This window comes from Paenibacillus sp. Marseille-Q9583, assembly GCF_976954365.1.
Window position 1 is genome coordinate 40,618 of record NZ_CDRJTB010000030.1, and the last position, 20,675, is coordinate 61,292.

20 protein-coding genes are annotated in these 20,675 nt (G+C 46.2%); 15 read left to right on the top strand and 5 right to left on the bottom strand.

Going from position 1 to position 20,675, the window contains the following annotated elements; translation table 11 throughout:
• Positions 1-175: 175 nt before the first annotated feature.
• From ACWNM1_RS15320 to ACWNM1_RS15330, 3 genes are all read left to right on the top strand, one after another.
• On the top strand, positions 176-1,531 hold the full coding sequence (locus tag ACWNM1_RS15320) for a glucose-6-phosphate isomerase (protein ID WP_449601605.1): 1,356 nt from the start codon (positions 176-178) through the stop codon (positions 1,529-1,531).
• Positions 1,532-1,662: 131 nt separating this feature from the next.
• Entirely contained in the window at positions 1,663-2,295 is a 633-nt protein-coding gene (locus ACWNM1_RS15325) for a YigZ family protein (RefSeq protein ID WP_076284084.1), read from the top strand.
• Positions 2,296-2,299: 4 nt separating this feature from the next.
• Positions 2,300-2,881, top strand: a complete 582-nt coding sequence (locus tag ACWNM1_RS15330; RefSeq protein WP_449601607.1) for a TetR/AcrR family transcriptional regulator — start codon at positions 2,300-2,302, stop codon at positions 2,879-2,881.
• Between the two features lie 141 nt (positions 2,882-3,022).
• Here ACWNM1_RS15330 and ACWNM1_RS15335 read toward each other — a convergent pair whose 3' ends face one another.
• Complete coding sequence (locus ACWNM1_RS15335; protein WP_042185590.1) at positions 3,023-3,424, bottom strand: secondary thiamine-phosphate synthase enzyme YjbQ; 402 nt, start codon at positions 3,422-3,424, stop codon at positions 3,023-3,025.
• A 206-nt stretch (positions 3,425-3,630) separates the two neighbouring features.
• On the opposite strand from ACWNM1_RS15335, the gene cysT reads away from it, so the two are divergent.
• The 5 genes from cysT (at position 3,631) to ACWNM1_RS15360 (ending at position 8,666) form a co-directional block, all read left to right on the top strand.
• Positions 3,631-4,446, top strand: a complete 816-nt coding sequence (gene cysT, locus ACWNM1_RS15340) for a sulfate ABC transporter permease subunit CysT (RefSeq protein ID WP_042185592.1) — start codon at positions 3,631-3,633, stop codon at positions 4,444-4,446.
• Complete coding sequence (locus ACWNM1_RS15345; RefSeq protein ID WP_042124938.1) at positions 4,443-5,240, top strand: sulfate ABC transporter permease subunit; 798 nt, start codon at positions 4,443-4,445, stop codon at positions 5,238-5,240. Before cysT ends, ACWNM1_RS15345 begins: the two co-directional genes overlap by 4 nt.
• Position 5,241: 1 nt before the next feature.
• On the top strand, positions 5,242-6,306 hold the full coding sequence (locus ACWNM1_RS15350; RefSeq protein WP_042124940.1) for a sulfate/molybdate ABC transporter ATP-binding protein: 1,065 nt from the start codon (positions 5,242-5,244) through the stop codon (positions 6,304-6,306).
• Positions 6,307-6,622: 316 nt separating this feature from the next.
• On the top strand, positions 6,623-7,690 hold the full coding sequence (locus ACWNM1_RS15355; RefSeq protein ID WP_149645169.1) for a sulfate ABC transporter substrate-binding protein: 1,068 nt from the start codon (positions 6,623-6,625) through the stop codon (positions 7,688-7,690).
• A 184-nt stretch (positions 7,691-7,874) separates the two neighbouring features.
• On the top strand, positions 7,875-8,666 hold the full coding sequence (locus ACWNM1_RS15360; protein WP_449601610.1) for an MBL fold metallo-hydrolase: 792 nt from the start codon (positions 7,875-7,877) through the stop codon (positions 8,664-8,666).
• Between the two features lie 29 nt (positions 8,667-8,695).
• On the opposite strand, the gene ACWNM1_RS15365 is transcribed toward ACWNM1_RS15360, so the two are convergent.
• Complete coding sequence (locus tag ACWNM1_RS15365; protein ID WP_449601612.1) at positions 8,696-9,913, bottom strand: sugar efflux transporter; 1,218 nt, start codon at positions 9,911-9,913, stop codon at positions 8,696-8,698.
• Between the two features lie 242 nt (positions 9,914-10,155).
• Here ACWNM1_RS15365 and ACWNM1_RS15370 point away from each other — a divergent pair, with 242 nt between their 5' ends.
• Entirely contained in the window at positions 10,156-11,955 is a 1,800-nt protein-coding gene (locus ACWNM1_RS15370; protein WP_449601613.1) for an ABC transporter ATP-binding protein, read from the top strand.
• Between the two features lie 185 nt (positions 11,956-12,140).
• Here the strand turns inward: ACWNM1_RS15370 and ACWNM1_RS15375 are convergent, their stop codons facing one another.
• Positions 12,141-12,944, bottom strand: a complete 804-nt coding sequence (locus ACWNM1_RS15375) for a Cof-type HAD-IIB family hydrolase (RefSeq protein ID WP_042124947.1) — start codon at positions 12,942-12,944, stop codon at positions 12,141-12,143.
• A 12-nt stretch (positions 12,945-12,956) separates the two neighbouring features.
• Positions 12,957-13,904, bottom strand: coding sequence for a DMT family transporter (locus tag ACWNM1_RS15380; protein WP_076284092.1), 948 nt, complete (start codon positions 13,902-13,904; stop codon positions 12,957-12,959).
• 229 nt (positions 13,905-14,133) lie between these two features.
• Between ACWNM1_RS15380 and ACWNM1_RS15385 the strand changes: the two genes are divergently transcribed.
• A complete protein-coding gene (locus ACWNM1_RS15385) occupies positions 14,134-14,847 on the top strand; it encodes a metal-dependent hydrolase (protein WP_449601616.1) in 714 nt (237 codons plus the stop codon).
• A gap of 85 nt (positions 14,848-14,932) precedes the next feature.
• On the opposite strand, the gene ACWNM1_RS15390 is transcribed toward ACWNM1_RS15385, so the two are convergent.
• Positions 14,933-15,934: a lipoate--protein ligase gene (locus ACWNM1_RS15390; protein ID WP_449601618.1), complete on the bottom strand. Its 1,002-nt coding sequence runs from the start codon at positions 15,932-15,934 to the stop codon at positions 14,933-14,935.
• A gap of 281 nt (positions 15,935-16,215) precedes the next feature.
• Here ACWNM1_RS15390 and ACWNM1_RS15395 point away from each other — a divergent pair, with 281 nt between their 5' ends.
• The 5 genes from ACWNM1_RS15395 to cbiB all read left to right on the top strand — a co-directional run bounded on the left by ACWNM1_RS15395 (position 16,216) and on the right by cbiB (position 20,672).
• Positions 16,216-16,800 (top strand): TetR/AcrR family transcriptional regulator, encoded by a 585-nt coding sequence (locus ACWNM1_RS15395; RefSeq protein WP_449601620.1) that lies wholly within the window; start codon positions 16,216-16,218, stop codon positions 16,798-16,800.
• Between the two features lie 7 nt (positions 16,801-16,807).
• Positions 16,808-17,554 (top strand): type I methionyl aminopeptidase, encoded by a 747-nt coding sequence (map, locus tag ACWNM1_RS15400; RefSeq protein WP_449601622.1) that lies wholly within the window; start codon positions 16,808-16,810, stop codon positions 17,552-17,554.
• Positions 17,555-17,736: 182 nt separating this feature from the next.
• A complete protein-coding gene (locus ACWNM1_RS15405) occupies positions 17,737-18,825 on the top strand; it encodes a pyridoxal phosphate-dependent aminotransferase (protein WP_449601624.1) in 1,089 nt (362 codons plus the stop codon).
• A 100-nt stretch (positions 18,826-18,925) separates the two neighbouring features.
• Positions 18,926-19,663, top strand: a complete 738-nt coding sequence (locus ACWNM1_RS15410) for an adenosylcobinamide amidohydrolase (RefSeq protein ID WP_449601625.1) — start codon at positions 18,926-18,928, stop codon at positions 19,661-19,663.
• A gap of 49 nt (positions 19,664-19,712) precedes the next feature.
• Positions 19,713-20,672 carry an adenosylcobinamide-phosphate synthase CbiB gene (gene cbiB, locus ACWNM1_RS15415; RefSeq protein WP_449601626.1) on the top strand — a complete coding sequence of 320 codons (960 nt, stop codon included), beginning with the start codon at positions 19,713-19,715 and terminating at the stop codon, positions 20,670-20,672.
• Positions 20,673-20,675: the final 3 nt, after the last annotated feature.

The window sequence follows — 20,675 nt, forward strand, 5'->3', positions numbered from 1 at the left end:
TCAGCCATGCCTAATGATGCGGGAAACGCTTCCATGAAACTTTCGAAAACTTGGTTCTAAAGCCCGGGATGTGCCCTAAGACCTTGCCAGTCAAGGCAAATTAAAGTATCCTAATTATAAAGTTGTAACAAGCGGTTTCAAATTTAAAGAGATAAATAGGAGGTTTCCATTACCGATGTCTAAGAAGATTAATTTTGACTACACCAAAGCCCTTACTTTCTTCAACCAACAAGAAATTGACAACCTTGCCGCTCCAGTTAAGTTAGCGCACGAACAGTTGCATAATAAGACTGGTGTAGGTTCCGACTATCTTGGATGGATTGATCTTCCATCAGCTTATGATAAGGAAGAATTCGCACGCATTCAGCAAGCCGCAAAGAAGATCCAGAGCGATTCCGAAGTACTGATTGTAATTGGTATTGGTGGTTCTTATCTGGGAGCACGCGCAGCGATTGAAGCGCTCTCGCATTCTTTTTACAATAACCTTTCTACAGATAAGCGCAAAACTCCAGAAGTTTATTTCGCTGGTAATAACATCAGTTCTACATACATCACGCATTTGCTTGATTTAGTAGAAGGCAAAGACTTCTCCGTGAACGTAATCTCCAAATCAGGAACTACGACTGAGCCAGCCATTGCTTTCCGCATTTTCCGCGCAGCTCTGGAGAAGAAATATGGTAAGGAAGAAGCTCGCAAACGTATTTACGCTACTACAGACAAGGAAAAAGGTGCCCTTAAGAAATTGGCTACTGAAGAAGGTTATGAATCCTTCATCATTCCAGACGATGTAGGCGGACGTTACTCCGTATTGACACCTGTAGGCTTGCTTCCAATCGCTGTAGCAGGTATTAACATTGAAGAGATGATGCAAGGTGCTGCTGCCGCTGCGGATGAGTTCAATAATCCAGATGTAGCTACTAACCAAGCTTATCAATATGCTGCAGTTCGTAATGCTCTGTATCGCAAAGGTAAGACAACTGAAATCCTCGTTAACTATGAGCCATCCTTACACTTTGTATCGGAGTGGTGGAAACAATTGTTTGGCGAGAGCGAAGGTAAGGATTTCAAAGGAATTTATCCTTCTTCCGTTGATTTCTCTACGGATCTACACTCCATGGGTCAATTTATCCAAGAAGGTAACCGTAATATCTTTGAAACGGTAATTCAAGTAGATCAAGTGGCTCATCATGTGACCATTGAGAACGATCCAGATGATCTGGATGGCTTGAACTTCTTAACAGGAAAGACTATGGATTTCGTAAATAAGAAGGCTTTCCAAGGTACAATGCTTGCGCATACAGATGGTCAAGTACCTAACCTTATCGTTACTATTCCTGATCAAACACCATACACATTTGGTTATTTGGTTTACTTCTTTGAAAAAGCTTGCGGCATCAGCGGTTACCTGCTCGGTGTTAACCCATTCGACCAACCAGGCGTTGAAGCATACAAGAAGAATATGTTTGCGCTACTTGGCAAACCGGGTTACGAAAAAGAAAAGGCAGAGCTGGAAGCAAGACTTACAGAATAGTATTGCAGCAGTAATTTAGAGACCATTCATACTAGTGTAAGTCACCAGGAGCAGTCCATAGGTAATCCAATACCGGGGCTGCTCCTGACATTATATGAAGACATCATATGTATATAAGGACTGGAATAATTATGTTAGAACAATATCGAACGGTGCGATCTTCCGGTTCTAAGGAAGTCGTAATCCGCAAATCTCGCTTCATTGGTCATGTTATGCCAGTTGAGAATGAAGAAGAAGCATTGTTGTTTATCGAAGACATCAAGAAGAAACATCGGGACGCAACGCATAACTGTTCTGCTTATGTGATTGGGGAGCGAGACGAAATCCAGAGGCAATCGGACGACGGGGAGCCGAGTGGAACAGCCGGCAAACCGATTTTGGAAGTGATTCGCAACCAGGGAGTTAAAAATGTCGCAATTGTTGTTACCCGTTATTTCGGAGGCATTATGCTGGGTGCCGGAGGGCTGATTAGAGCTTATACGGATGGGGCAGTGCTTGCGCTTGAAGCAGGAGAAGTAATCACCCGTGTGCTAAGACGAGAGGTATTCGTAGAAATTGATTACACTTGGCTAGGCAAGGTTGAGAACGAACTTCGGGGAAGGGGTATTCAGACCGGCGAGACTTTGTTCACCGATAAAGTAACGTTGTTATGTTTACCGCGAAATGATGAGGGAGACGCATTTATGGCATGGATAACAGATCTAACCCAAGGGCAAGCCTTGGTAACAGAAGGGCGGCGGATTTACTACAGCGAAGGGGATTAGGTATATGGCAAGGAGAGCAGTGGAGCAGGAGTTGTCGAGGGAAAGAATATTAGAGGCCGCTAGGCATCTGTTTATTACCAAAGGGTATCGAGCGATTTCAATGCGAAGCATCGGTCAGCATTTGGGATACAGCCACGGCTCTCTCTATTATCATTTCAAAGAGAAGGCGGAATTGTTCTACGCCATTGTTGTCGAAGATTTTAATCATGTGGCTACTTTGCTTGGCCAAGTAATGAATAAGCCACCTGAAGAGGGTATGACTCGAGTAGAGCAGCTAATTATGGAGTTTATAAGGTTTGGAATAGATCATCCATACCAGTATGAAATTATGTTCATGATTCGTGATGAAGAGCTGCTGGCTTATTGTAGAGCAGAGCAGGGACGATGTTTTGATTTATTCTCAAGTATTGTACGCCGTCATATGAAGGAAGAGGGATATGTGTCCGAGGATTGGCAGAATGTGCCGCTAACCTTGTTCTTATCCGCTCACGGATTTATATCTTATTATATCCAAGATAAAGTATCATTTGAGGATGTAAAAGAGGCAGCATCAGCTCATATCAAGGTTTTATGTCGCAGCTTTTAACATGCTGTTTTTTTTATAAGTTCACACTTTAAAGCTGTGCATTGGTATAACGCTACTTCTCTGCTTGGTCAAAGTAATATTTAATTCTAGTTATATTTTAATGGCCGCTCCGTAGCAATAACGGAAGCGGCCATTCATTGTTTATCCCTCAATAATTTTTAAGAAACATTGTCTACGTCTAGGTCCATCAAACTCACAAAAATAAATACCCTGCCAACGTCCAAGTAATAGTTCGCCATCATGGATGATTATGCTCTGGGAAGGTCCGGATGTAATAGACTTAAGGTGGGAGGCAGTATTGCCTTCAGCATGTCGATACTTCGGATGCTCCCAAGGGTAGACTTCATCCAAACGCATAAGAACATCATGCCTCACATCAGGATCTGCATTCTCATTGATTGCAATTCCTGCGGTGGTATGTGGACAATAAACTACGATCACCCCGCTACGCACCCCGCTTTTTTTCACAAAAGAAATGACTTCACGAGTAATATCCCGTAATTCATCCCGTTTCGTTGTAGTAATCTCCAGTGTATGCAGCATAATCATTCCCCTTCCTGTGATGTGCCACTTTTTCCTAACCTTTGTTATATATATTTTACCCCAAATTCACTTGAAAGTAATTGACGACAACGAGAAGGATTTGGTAAAGTAGTAATAATATAAAACCAAGTATATAAATAGGAATAATTAATGGAGATGTTGGTTAGTATACCGACCGGTTATCCGGAGGTGGGAGGGCAAAAGCATTGAATTCGCTGCTTAGACACAAAGGTTGGACTTGGGGTTTCCGAACTACAATTTTGCTCTATTTTGTAGTATTGATCGTGCTGCCTATACTTGGGGTCTATTACAACTCTTTTTCACTGGGTTTCGGTAATTTTGTGGAAAGCATAAGCGACCCGATAGCCTGGAAGTCGGTGCTGTTAACCTTAAAGCTGGCGATCATCGCTACTTTAATTAATGTCTTTTTAGGAACAATGATTGCCTGGGTTCTTATTCGTTATCAATTCATTGGTAAAGCATTGCTTAATAGTCTTGTGGATTTACCATTTGCACTGCCGACAGCAGTTGGTGGTTTGATGATTTTGCTCTTGCTTGGACCTGGTAGTCTTATCGGCAAGGCTGCAGAAGCGCTTGGTTTTGAAATTGTTTTTCATCAACCGGCAATCGTAATTGCTATGGTCTTCGTAACCTTTCCCTTCGTGATTCGAGCGGTTCAGCCCTTGCTGGAGGAACTTGATCCTTCCGAAGAGGAAGCGGCATATACAATGGGTGCCAAGGGAACTAGAGTCTTCTGGCATGTTATTCTCCCCTCTATGGCTCCTGGGATGATCAGCGGTGGAATGCTCGCATTCTCGCGGGCGCTTGCTGAATTCGGCGCTGTAGTCCTCGTAGCAGGCAATATTCCAGGTCGTACACTCGTATCTTCTGTTTTTATTTTTGGTGAAGTTGAAAGTGATAATCCGGTTTCCGCAGCAGCGGTTTCTGTCATTCTCTTGACCTTATCTTTTCTCATTCTTTGGCTCATTAATATGCTGCAGATGCGGGGGAGACGCTCATGAGAAAATTGTGGATCGGACTCACCTACTTGGTGTTTTTTCTGCTAATCGCTGCACCGCTAGGGAAAATGGCTATAGGTGCTTTTAGTGAAGGATTTGGTGGTTTCTGGAATGCACTGACTAGGCCTGAAGCGCTGCATGCGCTTATGATGACTGGGCTTGTTGTGATCGTAGTTACGTTATTAAATACGTTGTTCGGAATTATGATGGCTCTGTATCTTGTCCGGGCGAACTGGATAAATAGACGTCTAAAGGGCTTGCTTAACAGTATTGTTGATTTGCCTTATGCTGTGTCCCCTGTCATTGGCGGGCTGATGATTGTCCTGCTGCTGGGTCCGGATAGCGCCTTGGGTGCGATTTTTGAAGGGATTGGGCTGAAGATCGTCTATGCGATTCCCGGAATGATCATTGCCACCTTGTTCGTAACCTTTCCTTTAATGGTGCGTGAGGTAATGCCGGTGCTTCAGGAGATTGGTTCACAGCAGGAGGAAGCTGCTTCTACACTGGGCGCTCGTGGCTGGACAATTTTTTGGAAGGTGACTTGGCCTTCGATTCGTTGGGCGGTTGTGTATGGGGTCATCCTTACGGTGGCTCGTTCACTAGGTGAGTTCGGGGCGGTGCTCGTGGTCTCGGGTAACATTATGAACAAAACCCAGACGGCGACGACGCTAGTCTATCAGGATGTTGAGAATTTTAATGTAACGGCTGCTGGAGGAATAGCGCTAGTTCTGGCTGCATTTTCCGCAGGTCTACTGTTGTTGATGGAATGGACCAAGAGAAGAAAGGAAGTGCAGTAATATGCATGTTGAAGTGCGGGGATTAAATAAGCATTTTGGAGATTTTCATGCGGTCAAGGACGTCAATTTCACCATTACAAAAGGTCATCTGATCGGACTGCTCGGCCCGAGTGGTGGCGGTAAAACTTCGATTCTTCGTATGCTCGCAGGGCTGGAGACACCGGATAATGGCGAGATCATTTTTCATGGTCAGACAGTTAACAATCTTCCTCCTCAAGAGCGCGGGATCGGCTTCGTTTTTCAGAACTATGCATTATTTAAGCATATGACTGTTTTTGATAATATTGCATTTGGATTAAAAGTTAAGAAGGCCAGCAAAACTGCCATTCGTGACCGTGTTATGGAACTGGTGGAGCTTACGGGATTAAAAGGCTTCGAGAAGCGTTATCCGCATCAGCTATCTGGTGGACAACGTCAGCGTGTGGCCTTTGCCCGTGCACTTGCGCCTGAACCACAGCTATTACTCTTAGATGAGCCGTTCGCAGCTATTGATGCGAAGATCCGTCAGGAGCTGCGCGCTTGGCTACGTGAGCTGATTGAGCGTGTTGGCATCACTTCCATCTTCGTAACGCATGACCAAGACGAAGCGATTGAAGTCGCGGACGAGATTATGATCATCAACCAAGGGCAGTTGGAACAAAAGGGTACACCTTGGGATATTTATAAGGAGCCTAAAACACCATTTGTGGCAACTTTTATCGGGGAGTCGACACTGATTGAAGATGCTTCTGAGGTGAAAGGCTTTAAAGGCGCTGGAGACGGTAAGCCTACCAAAGCACTGATTCGTCCTGAGTATATTGAAGTGGGTAACCTGCATGAGTTCAAGATGGCTTCAGCTACGGAAAAAGGCGTCGTAAAGCATCTGCACTTCCGTGGAAGTGAATGGCTCGTTGAGGTTGAAGTTAATGGTCATAAACTGGTCACTTACCGTTCTTTGGAGAAAGAAACATTGCAGCCGGGACAGGATATCTCAGTCCTTGTGCACCGCGCTTACCTGTTTAATGATGAGCGAAGCTGGATCCAGGAGAACAACCTGAAAGAAGATCCGATGCCGATTTTTATTTAATAAAAATATGATTTTGAATGTTTTTTGAAGAGTAGCGAAGTGAGATGAGCTAAGAATATAAGAAAATGATGTAAAGGTAAAAAGTAATGGAGTGGAAGTTTGGAACTGTAGGAGCGGTAGCGACCGCCTTTATGCTCTAATTTCAACCGTAATACGGTTCCAATCAAGAAATTAGAGCATAACAGCGGCCGAAAGTCCAAACATTCCGCGTAATTACGGCAAATACCGAACGTTGGTTACTTGAATTTTAAGTTCAGCCATAGAGCTACTTTCAAGGAAATATTTAAAATCATTATCTCGAAGGATGTGGGCCGCAATGAATTTCAAAAGGAGCAGACAACTGCACGGATGTTTTGCTGCCCTAATGCTGGCCATACTCACGCTGGCAGCAGTCGGTTGCGGGAATGAGAAGGCGATTACGACGATGGCAGATCCTTCGAAGCAAGGGGATGTTACGCTAGTCGTTGGCGCATACAGCGTGGCTAAGGATGCGATGGAAGATATTTTGCCGTTATTTGCAGCGCAGTGGAAAGCGGATACTGGACAGGAGATTAGTTTTCAACAGTCCTATGAAGCTTCCGGAACACAGGCACGTGCAATCGTAGGCGGGTTCGAAGCAGATGTTACACTGCTAGCCATGGAAGGTGATGTCGAGAAGCTGGTTAAGGCTGGACTCGTAGCGCCAACGTGGAAAGAGCAGGGTGAACAAGGCATGGTGACACGTTCGGTAGTCGCACTTGGTACCCGTGAGGGAAACCCCAAAGGAATTCACGATTTTGCAGACTTAGCCAAGCCAGGGATTAAAGTGTTATACCCAAATCCCAAAACATCCGGCGGTGCGCAGTGGGATATTAACGCGATCTATGGGGCTGGTCTGAAGCTGTCAGAGGAGCAAGAGGGCGTTAAGGATCCAGCAGCAGCGAAAGCTTTTTTAGAAAGTGTACATGCCAATGTGGAGTCTTTGGATAAGAGCGGACGTGCATCTATGGCTGCCTTCGAGTATGGAGTGGGTGATGTCATTGTCACCTATGAGAATGAACTGCTGGCCCGGATTGCTCAGGGTGTTAAATATGAAGTCATTATTCCTAAAAATACAATGCTGATTGAGAACCCAGCGGCTGTCGTAGAGAAGTATGCGGATAAGCATGGGACACGCGCGGCAGCAGAAGCATTAGTTGATTTCTTGATGACCCCACAGGCACAAGAGATCTTTGCAAAATATGGCTTTCGTCCCGTAGATAAACAGGTCTATGCGGAGAATAAAAGCCGCTACCCCGATCCAGCGGGTCTCTTCGATATCAATTATTTAGGGGGCTGGGATGAGGTGCGAAGCACGCTTTATTCCAAGCGGGGGATTTGGTATCAGGTACTTGCCGGAATATAGGTATACGTGTAAAAATAGAGTCATCCTAGCAGGGCTCCTGCTTAAGGGATGACTTTTTTGACGAGAGAATATATTTGGGGCCCCCGCAAAGCTCCACTTTGTGGGGATATTTTGGTGAGCATCTTTAAGATAGACATATGATAATTTAAGACTTCCTTGATGGGAACTGAAGGAGAGAGAGATTATGGATACGTTGGTATTTTTGGGTACTGGGGATGCCATGGGTGTTCCACGGATATATTGCAGCTGCGAGACCTGCACAGAAGCAAGGGAGCATGGGAGCAATACAAGGCTGCGTTCCTCTGTACTTATAGATAATGGCAGTGACTTTCTAGTGATTGATTGTGGGCCAGATTGGCGACGTCAGATGGAGGCGCAGGGAGTTCGGAATATGCGAAGACTGCTGGTGACGCATGCTCATTTTGATCATATTGGTGGGCTACCGGAATGGGCAGATGCTTGTCGATGGACGGGCATTAAGGGTGAACTTTATACTCCAACAGAAGTTATTCCTATTATCGAAAGGCAATACCCTTGGCTGCGAAATCACATCGAGATGATTCCCTGTGATGAAGGGATAGAACTGGACGGCTGGAAGATAGATACCTGGAAAGTAAACCATGGTAAGAATGGATATTCGTACGCCTTTCGGCTAGAAAAGGAGGGTTATATATGGGTGTATTGTCCTGATTCCATATCTCTTGGGGCTGAGGAAACACGCCTGATGCATGGAGCGGACTTGCTGGTCCTTGGTACAAGCTTCTATTATGAAGCGGCGGAGCTATCCACTCGCTCTGTGTACGACATGACGGAGGCAGCGGAGCTACTGCAAATCGTGAAGCCTAATAAGGCAGTGTATACCCATATGTCGCATGATGTGGATATGAGAGAAGCATATATTTTACCGGAGAACGTTACTCTAGCCCAGACAGGTATGAGAATTCCAATATACAAAAACCCATTCTCTTCACTTTAGAAGAGAATGGGCAAGTAGAAATAAACGGATTAAACAGTTAATTGTTCTGGTTCATTTAAAGGGTGACGTCCGCTTACCGCGAGCATGACTAAGGAAACAATGATGAGTATAAAACAGAGCACAAATGAATACCGGTAACCTACAATACTGGCTAAGCCCCCGCCAACAAGACTCCCAATCAGTCTACCGATCGTGGATGAATTAGAATAAAGCGTGGATGCATACCCAGGCATGTTTGGGAGCAGGTCCTGGATGTAACTAATGCCAATCGCTGATATCACAGCAACGAAAACGGCTAGTAGAACTTGGGCTGCAAGCATCTGCCACATCTCGCCTGAGAAAATGACAACGAGATAATATGCTCCTCCTAAAATGGCCCCACACATCATCAAGGCTCGGTTACTGTACTTCGCACTGAGTAAACCGAGCATAATCATAAACGGAATTTCCAGCGCAGCACATATACTGCTGACTAGACCGACATCGCTTGTCGATCCCCCTAGATTATTTGTAATAAAGAGGGCTGTATTGATGCTGCTCGTCCAGTGAGCTACATACATGAGTATCAGAATCAGAAAAGGAAGCAGAATATTGCGGTTCTGACTGAGCCGGAAAGTTTTCACTTTAACTTCAGCCTTGTTGCTGCTCAGCTCTGTATCTGAATTTGATTTGAGAAAGAAGAAAACGAGTAAGGCAATAAGCAGGAATACACCGATCGTACCCGTGAAAATCCCCTTAAATCCAACAGCAGCGATTAGCAGGGTGCCGATTAAAGGACCTGTAATAAAGCCGAGAGAGAAAGCTGAACGCAAGGTAGAATTAGCAAACGCAGTATCCGTAAAATTGCTCTTATTCACTGCTTCTCTAGCAATGGCGAACAATTGAGGCATCCCTGGTGCACCGAGGGCGGTGAACACAATCATGTAGATGAACAAGATCGTGAAATCCTGAATGAGCAAGTACCCGCTATATGCCAGCGCATTACAGAGTGTGGCAACAAGGTAAATGTTTTTTCGATTTAAGCCGAGGTCAGAGCGTCTCCCGATTAGTGTACTGATCCATATTCCGGAGATTAACGTGGTGGCTAGAAAAACACCAAACAATCCGACAGATACACCAAGCTGCTCCGTGAAATAAATGGATAAGAAGGGTGAACTGAGTGAAATCCCCATTCCCTGAAGTAGCATACATAAAAAGAGTAAGGCATAAGAGGGAATTGAAAATAGTGCAGAAAGTCTTTTGATCATGTTGTGAAGTTACTCCTCTATTTTTTGTTAAGATAGTCAAACTGGTTCTAGTATACATGAAAAAGAAAACAACAATCAGCCTGTTGATGTCCCTTTTGTGATTTCTATTTCATCCTGTATTCAGAAGCAGGTATATACTTTATAATCAGAAAGTATTGCCGTCTTATATTTACATATATAGAATAATTATCAACGACAGGAAGGGAGTAATAAGTAGCTAATAGGGGAGAGGGCTGATTTTTTTGAAACAGAAAGGTGTTTTCTCAAGATTAAGTACATACATGTTAAGGCACAAGCTCTTATATACGGTTTTATTATTTACGACTTTATTTGGGATTGTTCTGGATTTAACAATTGCTTGGCTGCTCTCAGTAATTACGGATGCGGCAGTTAGACTTGATGTGAAAGCTTTTAAAGGGCTGGTTGTATTCGGATTAATCTACTTATTAGTGAGTGCAATCAACGGTTTTTTCGATCGCTATCTCAAAAATAAAATCTCAGCCAAGATCAGAAATGAACTGCGGCTAGATATGATGCGACATGCTTTAGCTCTTCCTCAGTCTTATTTTGACCGTAATCACTCCGGAGATTTGTTGTCCCGCTTTACTAATGATAATCAATCTGTGGGTAATGCTACCGGCGAGGTAATGATTGATTTAATCCGTAACCCTTTGCTTGCTCTTGCGGCTTTTGGTTATTTGCTCTATATTAACTGGCTACTGGCATTGATCTGTTTTGCAATGGGGCCTTTGATGTTCCTTACGGGAAAAATCTTCGGTTCAGCGATGCGTGAGAACAGTGTGAAGATTCAGACTAATATGAGCAAGATTACTTCCTTTTTACATGACATTCTAGGCAGTAGTATGGTGTTTAAATCCTTTAGCATTGAACGCAGACTAATGAAGCAGTATCAGGAACATAGTGAGAATATCACTTCCGAAGAATTAAAACGGGGAAGAATTGAGGGAGCTACTGGCTCATTCTCCTCTTTTTTGGGAAACTTTACGTTTCTTCTGGCGCTGGTCGTGGCTGGTTATTTTGTGGCCAAAGGATCACTTGAGGTCGGTGCGATGATTGCTTTCATCCAGCTCATGAATTATTTAGTGATGCCGTTCTCGGCATTGCCAGGACTGATCAATTCGATGCAGCAATCACTTGGGGCGGCGGGACGGATCTTTGAAGTGTTGGATAGCCCTGTAGAAGTGGAGGCTTTACCCGAAGCAGCTACGAAACAGCCTGAATTTGAGCGTATGGTCATGTCCTCGGTATCCTTTTCTTATCCGGGAGCGGAGAGACATAGTTTGAACAAGATCAGCTTAGAGCTTCATAAAGGGGCTCAAATGGCAATTGTGGGACCGAGCGGTGGAGGGAAATCTACACTTTTTAAGGTGCTCCTTGGGTTGTATGAACCTGATGAGGGTGAAGTGTTTATAAATAATGAGAAGACAAGCGAGATGAGTTTAGCTAAACTTAGGAGTCACTTCTCTTATGTGCCGCAAGAGTCCGGGCTTTATACAGGAAGTATCCGTGATAACATCCGAAATGGAAATCCAGATGCAGATGAGCATGAAATTCTGGAAGCTTTGCGACAAGCGAACGCTTATGATTTTGTAATGGACTTACCGGAGGGCCTCGATACAGATATCGGTGAGGAAGGTTCACGCCTGTCCGGTGGACAACGCCAGCGACTATCGATTGCGAGAGCGATTCTTAGGAACTCTCCAATTTTGTTGCTGGATGAAGCTACTGCTGCGCTTGATAATGAATCGGAGAAGCTGGTGCAGCAAGCGATTCGTAAATTAATGGGAGACAAAACCACACTCGTTATCGCTCACCGTCTATCAACGATTCAGAACGCTGATGTCATTCTAGTGATGGAGAACAGTGAAATTGTGGAGAGTGGTACCCACGAGGAGCTACTTGCAGCAGAAGGAAGATATCATGATTTGTACTATTCTCAGCTGGAAAAGGAAGAGGCTGGGGAGGGTGAGCAAGAGGCATTAGAGTTTGCATCTACAGGAGTACCGAGCTTGCTGAAATAACAAAAGGGTGTTGCAACGTCATATATCATGACGTTACAGCACCCTTTTCTTAAGAAAGTGAATTTATATAGATTGAACTTTAACTCTATATAAGTTGAACTTTAAAACATTCCCCGCAGTCACGCACTTACCTTAATAGAAAAATCTTAAGTTTAACGTATATAAAACTATTAAGTTCAGCCGATTTAGTTCACTTTATTGAGAATGAATTTATCAATCGCGTATTTTACGCCATCTTCATTGTTGCTCAGGGTTACGAAATCAGCAATTTCTTTCAGCGCAGGAATAGCGTTCGCCATAGCAACGCCAAGACCGGCAGCTTCCAGCATCTCATGGTCGTTCCAAGAGTCACCCATAGCCATAGTCTCGGAGAGATCACAACCAAAATGATTGGCTAGGAATTCAAGCGCAATTCCCTTGGTTCCTTCATGATGCATGATTTCTAGGAATTGTGGTTTGGATTTGGTAATATGCACGGAATCGCCGAGCAATTCACGTAGAATTGGAGCCAGCTCATCCAAGAATGCAGGATCATCGATAATCAGCATTTTTGGTGTTTTTTGTGGAACAAGCTTCTCCCAATCTGGTTCAATATAATATGGCGTTTTGTTCAGGTCTGTATAATCTTTGATCTTCTGGTTGTCTTCACGGGCATACAGCTTGTCGTCAATGTAAGTTTGCAAATGCAGATTATGCTCCACGCAGTAAGTGAACAGCTTGTGTACCGCATCTTGTGGCACGTAACGCTCATATAGTACCTTTTCATCGAGCAAGTTCTTAACGAGAGCGCCTTGGTAAGTGATGATTGGCACGTTAAGTCCAGTTTGACGGGCAATGGCTTGCGCAGAAGCATAAGCTCGGCCAGTAGCTAGGGTTACAACAACGCCAGCGGCTACAGCCTCTTCAAGCGCAGTCTGTGTAGCGGGAGTTACTTCCTTGTCATCGTTAATTAGAGTGTCATCAATATCAATTGCGATCAATTTGTACATTTGTCTCTCTCCTTATCTCTTTCTAAATAAATGTAATTTGGAAAAATAATTCTTCTTATGTTGATTCTGACCCGGTTCCGGACTCAGCTCTGCCATAAGCATAGCTCCCAGAATACAACCACAACCGAGCAGAGCGGACATACCAAGCGTTTCTCCCCCAAAGGCTAAGCCTGTCAGCACAGCGAATACAGGTTCTGTGGCATAAATAATGGCTACCCGGGAAGGCGTAGTGTATTTCTGGCAGGCGGTTTGAATCCAGAAAGCAAAAGCGCTGGTAGGACCAATAGAGATTAAAAGTGCCCAGAGAACGTCTGGATCCTTGATAAGCTCTGCGCTGTGTGCCAGCGGTGCAGCTCCTTCAAAGATAAGCGAAGCGACAATGCTGAACAGTCCAACGAAGGCGAGCTGCAAGGTTGCCAGCGGCAAAGCCGGATAATGAGGCGCATAAACGCCAGTATATGCGACTTGCAGCGCAAAAGCTATGGCGCATAGCAGGATAAGAGCATCACCTTTATTCAGGGACAAAGCAGAGCCTGTGAAGGTCAGCAGGTAAAGACCTACTGCGGCAAGCGCCGCGCTGAACCAAGTGTAACGTGAAATAGCATGCTTTAGTAGCGCCAGAGAGAGAAACGGAACCAATACGACCGATAGACCGGTAATAAATCCGGTATTGGAGGTGGTTGTATATAGAAGTCCCATGGTCTGGAAGCCATAGCCCATAAACAAAAAAAGGCCTAGCAGCAGAGAATCGCGTACCATGCGGAAGCTTAACTGCTTCCACTCCTTGCGGTAAAAAATAAAAGTGATTAGAGCCAGCAACAGGGCAGCACCTGTAAAGCGGATGCTGTTAAACGCGAGCGGAGGGAGCACTTTGACAGCATTTTGAACAATCAGAAAGGTGCATCCCCACATCATCGCCACAAGTAGCAGGCTGAAATCGGCCATACGGGAACGCTTCACTTCTAAGGTCATCCTCTCTTCGGCAAATGCCGTCCTTGTAAGAACGACAAGGTCAAGTTGTCCAAATTGTATCGTATATTCATGGGGAGGACAAGATAGGAATCGCTCAAAGGCTTATAATTAAAGGGATTAAAGGGATTAGGCTAGACAAAAAAACAGGGTCTTGATATACTTCGATAACCGCACATTTGTTCTTGTTTTTCGCATCTTAGAAAGGAGCGGTTTCACCATGATGGGCAGATCCCATTTAATAATCAGCACTGGGGTTACCCTATCTGTAATGAGTTTGATGAACCATGAGATTACGATTCCGGTTATTGCTGTCACGGCATTAAGCTCCTTGCTGCCTGATATCGATGAACCGAATTCGCTGCTCGTGCGCAAGGCGATTCCAGAGTTTCTATTGAGAGCGCTGCAAATTGCTTTGATAGGCGCGGCAATTTATCTCTATTTTGCCGGAATCGTGGAACGCCCTTGGAATATGGTGCTGGCATTGCTTGTAGGTAGTGTATCATTCCTTCCAAGCCGAAAGCTGCGCCATTTGGTCATGATTTTAATCGCCATAGCACTTTTTGCCTTCGGGGAAGCCTATGATCCATGGAACTACATTGCAGCGTGCGTGCTCGTCGTTTCATCGATTGTCCCACACCGAGGCCTGACACATACCTTGTATGGTGTTGCGGGCTGGAGCGCCTTATTGTATTTCGCCTCAGCCGGTATAAATAACGGTGGCAGTTTATGGATAGCTGGCGGTATGTCGTATGCACTTCATCTACTGGCAGACTCCCTTACTCAAAGAGGAATTACACCATTGCCGCCAATCCCCTTTAAGCTGCGTCTCAAGCTAATGAGTACAGGCACGAAAAAAGGTGGAGCCGTAGAGAACATCTGCATCATGCTGACTCTAGCGTTCGTTGTCTATGTATTTATACTTTCTCCTTGAACTAAAATGAATATGAAAGAGGGGCTTGTCTATTCTTTACGCAAATTGCGCAGAGGATAAGCAGGCCCCTTTAGTTTTTGTATAACTATTCCTCTAAGAAAACCAGTCCGATAAAGTCCTCCGGCTCAATACGTCCGAAATAATGCTTCAAATCCAGATCAGCTAATGCTTCTCTAACCTCTGCCTCATTATAACGTTTGCCACGAAGTGCATTTTCAATATCTACTACGTCACCAACCCCAAAGAAGTCACCATAGATTTTGATGTCCTTAATGAGGGAATCCTCAATATCCATACGAATATCAATAATTCCAGCAGGGAATTTACGTGTGTGTTTGACGTTGCTTTTTGGTGACAGACCGTAGTTCCAGTCCCAGTTCTGGTAGTGCTCTTTGGAAATTTCGTGGATTTTGTCCCAGTCTGCTTCCTGAAGCTTATACTGAGGGACCTCGGATGGCTCCATGCCAAAGATCGAACGTAGGAGACCGGAGCGGAACTCTTCAATGGTCATGTCTGTACCTAGCAGCTCTTTGATGTTGGCTACGCGACTACGTACGGATTTGGTGCTCTTCGATTTGAACTTCTCTGGATTTACTTTTAGAGAGGCTTGTACATTGTCCAAATTGAGGTCAAACATCAGTGTGCCATGGCTGAACATGCGTCCACGTGTGGAGAATTGAGCGTTTCCGGAAATTTTTTGTTCGCCGACTTGAAGATCATTCCGTCCACTAAGCTCAGCGTTTACACCCATGCTTTGTAAGTAGTCGATCACCGGCTGGGTGAATTTCAGGAAGTTATGGAAGGATTGGCCGTCGTCCTTAGTAATGAAGCTGAAGTTAAGATTTCCGAGATCGTGATAGACAGCTCCACCGCCGGACAAACGCCGCACAACCTTAATATCATTCTCTTTAACATATTCTTGATTGATTTCTTCAATCGTATTTTGATGTTTACCGATGATGATAGATGGGCTGTTAATATAAAAAAGCAGGTAACTCTCGTCCATCGGCAAGTGTTTCAGCGCATATTCCTCAATCGCCAAATTGATGGAAGCGTCAGTGATCCCTGTGTTATCAATAAAAATCATAGTGAATTCCTCCGTTGCAGCAAAATTGATTACAGTTCTCATTTTAAACCAAAAGCAGTTTTTTAACAAAAGAGATCGCTTCGTGTTTCGGTGGAAATAAAGTATTAGACTGGATTCGTTGAATTAATGCGATTTTTAAATTGAAGAATTTCCAGCGCCCAGTCTTATTGTTCAGTACTTCATTTTATCGGAAATCAACAAATCTTTTGCATTTCTTCAGCCCATGGGTTACTATTTTTATATTGACAAATTTGCAGGTCTAAATAAGGAGGTTACACGCTATGTGCCCCCGTACCAAAGAACAAAATGAGCTCATACGCATACAGCGCAAAGAACAGATCCTGGACGTCGCCGCGCGCTCCTACTTTCGCACGGGAGGCAGCTTTGATATTCGCGACGTCGCCCGCGAGGCAGGTCTTGGTTACGGCACAGTATACCATTATTATCCCAATCGACATTTATTAATAGAAGATGTGTTAGAAAGCGGCTTCGAGCGATGTGAACAAGTTATCGCAAAATGGGTGAACATCAGCGGCAGCCCACCGGATGACTGGCAGTTGTTGATGTATTGTAAAGCGCTGCTCCAGCTGTGGCAGTCGGACGCCCGCGCATATCTCGTCTACAAAATGGCGGCGGAACATTATGTAGGCTTGTCTGAAAGGGATCGACAAAATGCCAAGAGACGGTTTATGGAACGCCTGTACGTTCCACTCCAATCGATCGCCCAGTGCGAAGACGATAGCGTCGACCATATGCTTGCCGTGCTGGTCGGTTGCTGTGGGCTGCACTACTATGCGGGCAATTCCGATCTGAACGTCGATCGAATCGCCCGACTCGCTATCCAAGCTATTACGAAGGAGGCCTGATACGAACATGGTCATTTTAAAAAGCAAGCATGAAATTGAGGCTATCCGCAAGGCATGCCAAGTGGTGGCTGAATGTCATCGTACAATCGCCCCGCTTATCAAACCGGGTATTACCACCAACGAGATTGAGCGCATATTCGAGGACATTATGTTGAAGAACGGCGCAAAGCCATACCAGAAAGGTTATAGGGGCTATCAATATGCGACCTGTGCCTCCGCCAACGATGTAATCGCGCATGGCTTCCCTAGCAATAAGCCACTTGAGGAAGGCGATATCGTGACGATCGACACGGTCGCTGAGCTCGATGGCTGGCTCGGCGATTCGGCCTGGACTTATGCGGTCGGGCAGATCTCGCCGACGGCCGAGAAGTTGATGCGTGTCACGAAGGAATGTCTTGACCTGGGCATCGAGCAGGCTCAGCCCGGCAATCGACTCGGCGACGTTACGAGTGCGATTCAGCGGCATGCGGAATCACACGGTTTCGGCGTCGTGCGTGATCTTCTCGCTCATGGCATCGGCCGTGACCTGCACGAGGAGCCGACTTATATGCATGTCGGTAAGCCTGGAAAAGGCCCCCGTATCAAGGAAGGTATGGTGTTCACGATTGAGCCCATGATCACCGAAGGTGCCTACTTCATGACAATCGATCCGGACGGCTGGACCGCACGGACAATGGACAACAAGCTCGCCGCCCAATACGAGCATACGATCGCCATTACGGCTGAAGGTCCACAAATTTTGACCGCGCAATAGAAAAAAATTAGAGGTCGACCAACGAAATGGTTGACTTCTTTTTTTCGTATTCGGCATAGCATCTTCTTTATTCGTACAGGTGATTCCTTTAGTGAGCATTGACGTATTCCCGGCAAAGACGCAATAATGGTGGCAATGAGATACATATCGAACAAGCGAAAGTGGATAGAGGGAGTGTAAATATGCTTGAAAAATACGGCCATGGCGGTGATTTGCTAACAGCTGCGGAACTTTATAAGGAGGCTGGTGGCACATTTCTTGATTTCAGTGCAAACATCAATCCTCTCGGGCCTCCGCCAGCCGTCTTAGAGCTACTTAGAACAGCGTTGTCTACGGTGGTTGCCTACCCTGACCCTGGACATCGACGCTTCAAAAGTCTGCTGGCAGAGGACCTTGGTGTACATAGTAGTTGGTTGACAGTAGGCAATGGAGCCGCAGAATCTATGGCATTGTTGCTGCTTGCGATTGCTCCGCAAAAGGTAGGCATCGTAGAACCTTGTTTCTCTGAGTACCGGCAGCTGTCTGTGCAATTCGGCGCAGAAGTGTTATCTGTTCAGGGGACAAGGGAACTGCACTTCCGAGCTGGGGTGAATGAGATTGCCGGGCTGCTGGAGAAGGTTGAGCTGCTGTTCCTTGGACAGCCGAACAACCCTAATGGCGTTCAGTATACTATGGATGAGCTGCGCTGGTTAGCGCAGAAGGCTGAAAGCTACGGGACGTATTTGGCTGTGGATGAAGCCTTTATTGATTTTATTCCAGAAGCAGAACAAAATACGCTTTTGCCCGATCTGGATCAGTTTCCGCATACGATTTTGGTGCGGTCGATGACGAAATTTTATGCGATTCCCGGACTGCGTCTCGGGTTTGCCATTTCGCATCCGGAGCTGGCAAAGGCGATGACCGGAAAGCAGGTTACCTGGAGCGTGAATGGTTTGGCGCTGCTGGCGGGCGAAGCCTGCCTTGAGTGTGGGCACGAGTATGGACATCGCACACGCGAACTGATCGCCACTGAACGGGAGCTGCTGCGGCAAGGCCTTATGCAGCTAGGCTGCGATGTGCCGCCAGGCGAAGCCAACTTTCTGCTTTGTGGCCTGCCTTCGCCGTGGAGTGCGGCTGAGATGCAGACCCGTCTTGGGCGTGTCGGTATACTGGTGCGCAGCTGCGCTATGTACCCCGGTCTAGGAGGCGAGCATATCCGAGTAGCCGTTAAGGGGCATGAGGATAATGTCCGGCTGCTAAAACAGATAAAGGAAATTCTGGCGGATAAGTGACCTGCGTAGTGTAGGCGGCTGGGGAAGAGCAGGCGCGACCGCGAAGCTGGTTGGATGAATAGATAAAAGTAATGTGCTGTGGAAGGAGCAGGATCGAGATATGGTGCAAGTGAAGATCCCATTTGACCTCGCAGGAGGCGTAAAAGAGTACCATTCGGCCATCTGGCCAGGGCTTGCTTTACAGTGGAAGGGAAACCATCTGCTACTAGAGCTACCTGCTGAAGCAGATGGTTTATCGAGTGCGTTCTATGGTGGAGGAATGAATCGGCTAGAGAGGGCCGTCAATTTATATGTTGACCGCAATTATGAATGTAGTGATCCTGTTCAGGATATGGAGAATAAGCTCCGCGAGTGGGGTTATTCAATGTCTGGCTGTGCCGGTCTGATGACGGCAGTACCGCTAGAGCATGCAGCGGTAGCTGAGGAAGACACAGGCTCAGCGGGTATTTTTGTTTGCGTTACTGCCGCCGCAGGAAATGCTGCGCGCGCGGGTGTGGAACGCAATGTGCTGGCTGTTTATCGCCCGGGTACGATTAACATAATGCTAGGTATTGATGGCTGCCTGACACCGGCGGCCATGGTCAATGCTGTGCAGACAGCTGTCGAAGCCAAAGCTGCTGCTCTGGCCGATCTCGGGATTATCGATCCCGAGAATGGGCTGATCGCTACCGGAACAACTACGGATGCGATAGTGCTCGCTGTGAGCCAAAGTGGGCGATACAAGGCAGAGCATGTTTACGCAGGAACCGCTACCAATCTTGGGGGCGCAATCGGGCGTCTTGTATATAGCGCTGTGACAGGAAGTTTGCTATCGGTTCAGGCAAGGAAGGACAGCTAATGAGAATAGGTAGCTGGAATTGCTGGAGAATGTTCAGAGGTGATCGCCTGTGACAATCGCTTTAGTACTGCTTGCGGCTTATGTAATTGATCGGATCGTAGGTGATCCGCGTAGCTTGCCCCATCCCGTAATCGGTATGGGCAAAGCAATCACGGCTCTGGAGCGGGCGATCCGTCGTTTATGGTCCCACCCGCAAAGCCTGCGCAGAGCAGGGGTGCTACTTCCGCTATTTGTGGCGGGTGGTGCTTGGGCACTGACAGCCATTCTGCTATGGCTGCTGTCATATATCTCACCGTGGCTCGTCTGGATAGCGGAGGCTTGGTTGATTTCAACCACGATTGCCTCCAAGGGACTAAAGGATGCAGGAATGGCGGTGTACGTGGAATTGCAGAAGGGCGATATCCCTGCTGCCCGCAAGGCGTTAGGAATGATCGTGGGGCGTGATACGACTTCGCTAGATTCCCCGGAAATTGTGCGCGGCACGGTAGAGACTGTAGCAGAGAATATCGTCGATGCGATTATTTCTCCATTGTTCTATGCGCTCATCGGTGGCGCGCCGCTTGCTATGGCTTATCGGGCAGTCAACACGCTCGATTCCATGGTGGGATATAAGAATGATAAATACCGTGATCTCGGCTGGGCATCCGCTCGGCTAGATGATGTCGCCAACTTTATTCCAGCGCGGATAACGGCACTGCTCTTGGCTCTGTGTGCATGGGTGCTTCGTCTGGATTGGCGGAGATGCCTGCAGATGGTGAAGCGGGATGCACGACTCCATCCAAGCCCGAATAGCGGCTATCCAGAATCCGCTGTTGCAGGCGCCCTCGGTATCCGGCTCGGTGGCGAAAACGTGTACCATGGTGTGGCTTCTTTCCGGTCCTACATGGGTGATCCGGTACGATCTATGGAGCCGGACGATATTATTCAGACCTCGCGGATGATGATGCTCTCCTCTTCAATTTTTGTAGGCTTATGCACAGTTGTGGCATGGATATGGATCGGGGGCTAATGC

Bases quoted from the DNA above. Each gene is read 5' to 3' on its own strand.
- ACWNM1_RS15350 (WP_042124940.1), top strand. From the start codon at position 5,242: ATGCATGTTGAAGTGCGGGGATTAAATAAGCATTTTGGAGATTTTCAT.
- ACWNM1_RS15360 (WP_449601610.1), top strand. From the start codon at position 7,875: ATGGATACGTTGGTATTTTTGGGTACTGGGGATGCCATGGGTGTTCCA.
- ACWNM1_RS15375 (WP_042124947.1), bottom strand. From the start codon at position 12,944: ATGTACAAATTGATCGCAATTGATATTGATGACACTCTAATTAACGAT.
- ACWNM1_RS15395 (WP_449601620.1), top strand. From the start codon at position 16,216: ATGTGCCCCCGTACCAAAGAACAAAATGAGCTCATACGCATACAGCGC.
- ACWNM1_RS15385 (WP_449601616.1), top strand. From the start codon at position 14,134: ATGATGGGCAGATCCCATTTAATAATCAGCACTGGGGTTACCCTATCT.
- ACWNM1_RS15330 (WP_449601607.1), top strand. From the start codon at position 2,300: ATGGCAAGGAGAGCAGTGGAGCAGGAGTTGTCGAGGGAAAGAATATTA.
- ACWNM1_RS15365 (WP_449601612.1), bottom strand. From the start codon at position 9,913: ATGATCAAAAGACTTTCTGCACTATTTTCAATTCCCTCTTATGCCTTA.
- ACWNM1_RS15410 (WP_449601625.1), top strand. From the start codon at position 18,926: ATGGTGCAAGTGAAGATCCCATTTGACCTCGCAGGAGGCGTAAAAGAG.
- ACWNM1_RS15345 (WP_042124938.1), top strand. From the start codon at position 4,443: ATGAGAAAATTGTGGATCGGACTCACCTACTTGGTGTTTTTTCTGCTA.
- ACWNM1_RS15320 (WP_449601605.1), top strand. From the start codon at position 176: ATGTCTAAGAAGATTAATTTTGACTACACCAAAGCCCTTACTTTCTTC.
- ACWNM1_RS15355 (WP_149645169.1), top strand. From the start codon at position 6,623: ATGAATTTCAAAAGGAGCAGACAACTGCACGGATGTTTTGCTGCCCTA.
- ACWNM1_RS15325 (WP_076284084.1), top strand. From the start codon at position 1,663: ATGTTAGAACAATATCGAACGGTGCGATCTTCCGGTTCTAAGGAAGTC.
- ACWNM1_RS15335 (WP_042185590.1), bottom strand. From the start codon at position 3,424: ATGCTGCATACACTGGAGATTACTACAACGAAACGGGATGAATTACGG.
- ACWNM1_RS15390 (WP_449601618.1), bottom strand. From the start codon at position 15,934: ATGATTTTTATTGATAACACAGGGATCACTGACGCTTCCATCAATTTG.
- map (WP_449601622.1), top strand. From the start codon at position 16,808: ATGGTCATTTTAAAAAGCAAGCATGAAATTGAGGCTATCCGCAAGGCA.
- ACWNM1_RS15405 (WP_449601624.1), top strand. From the start codon at position 17,737: ATGCTTGAAAAATACGGCCATGGCGGTGATTTGCTAACAGCTGCGGAA.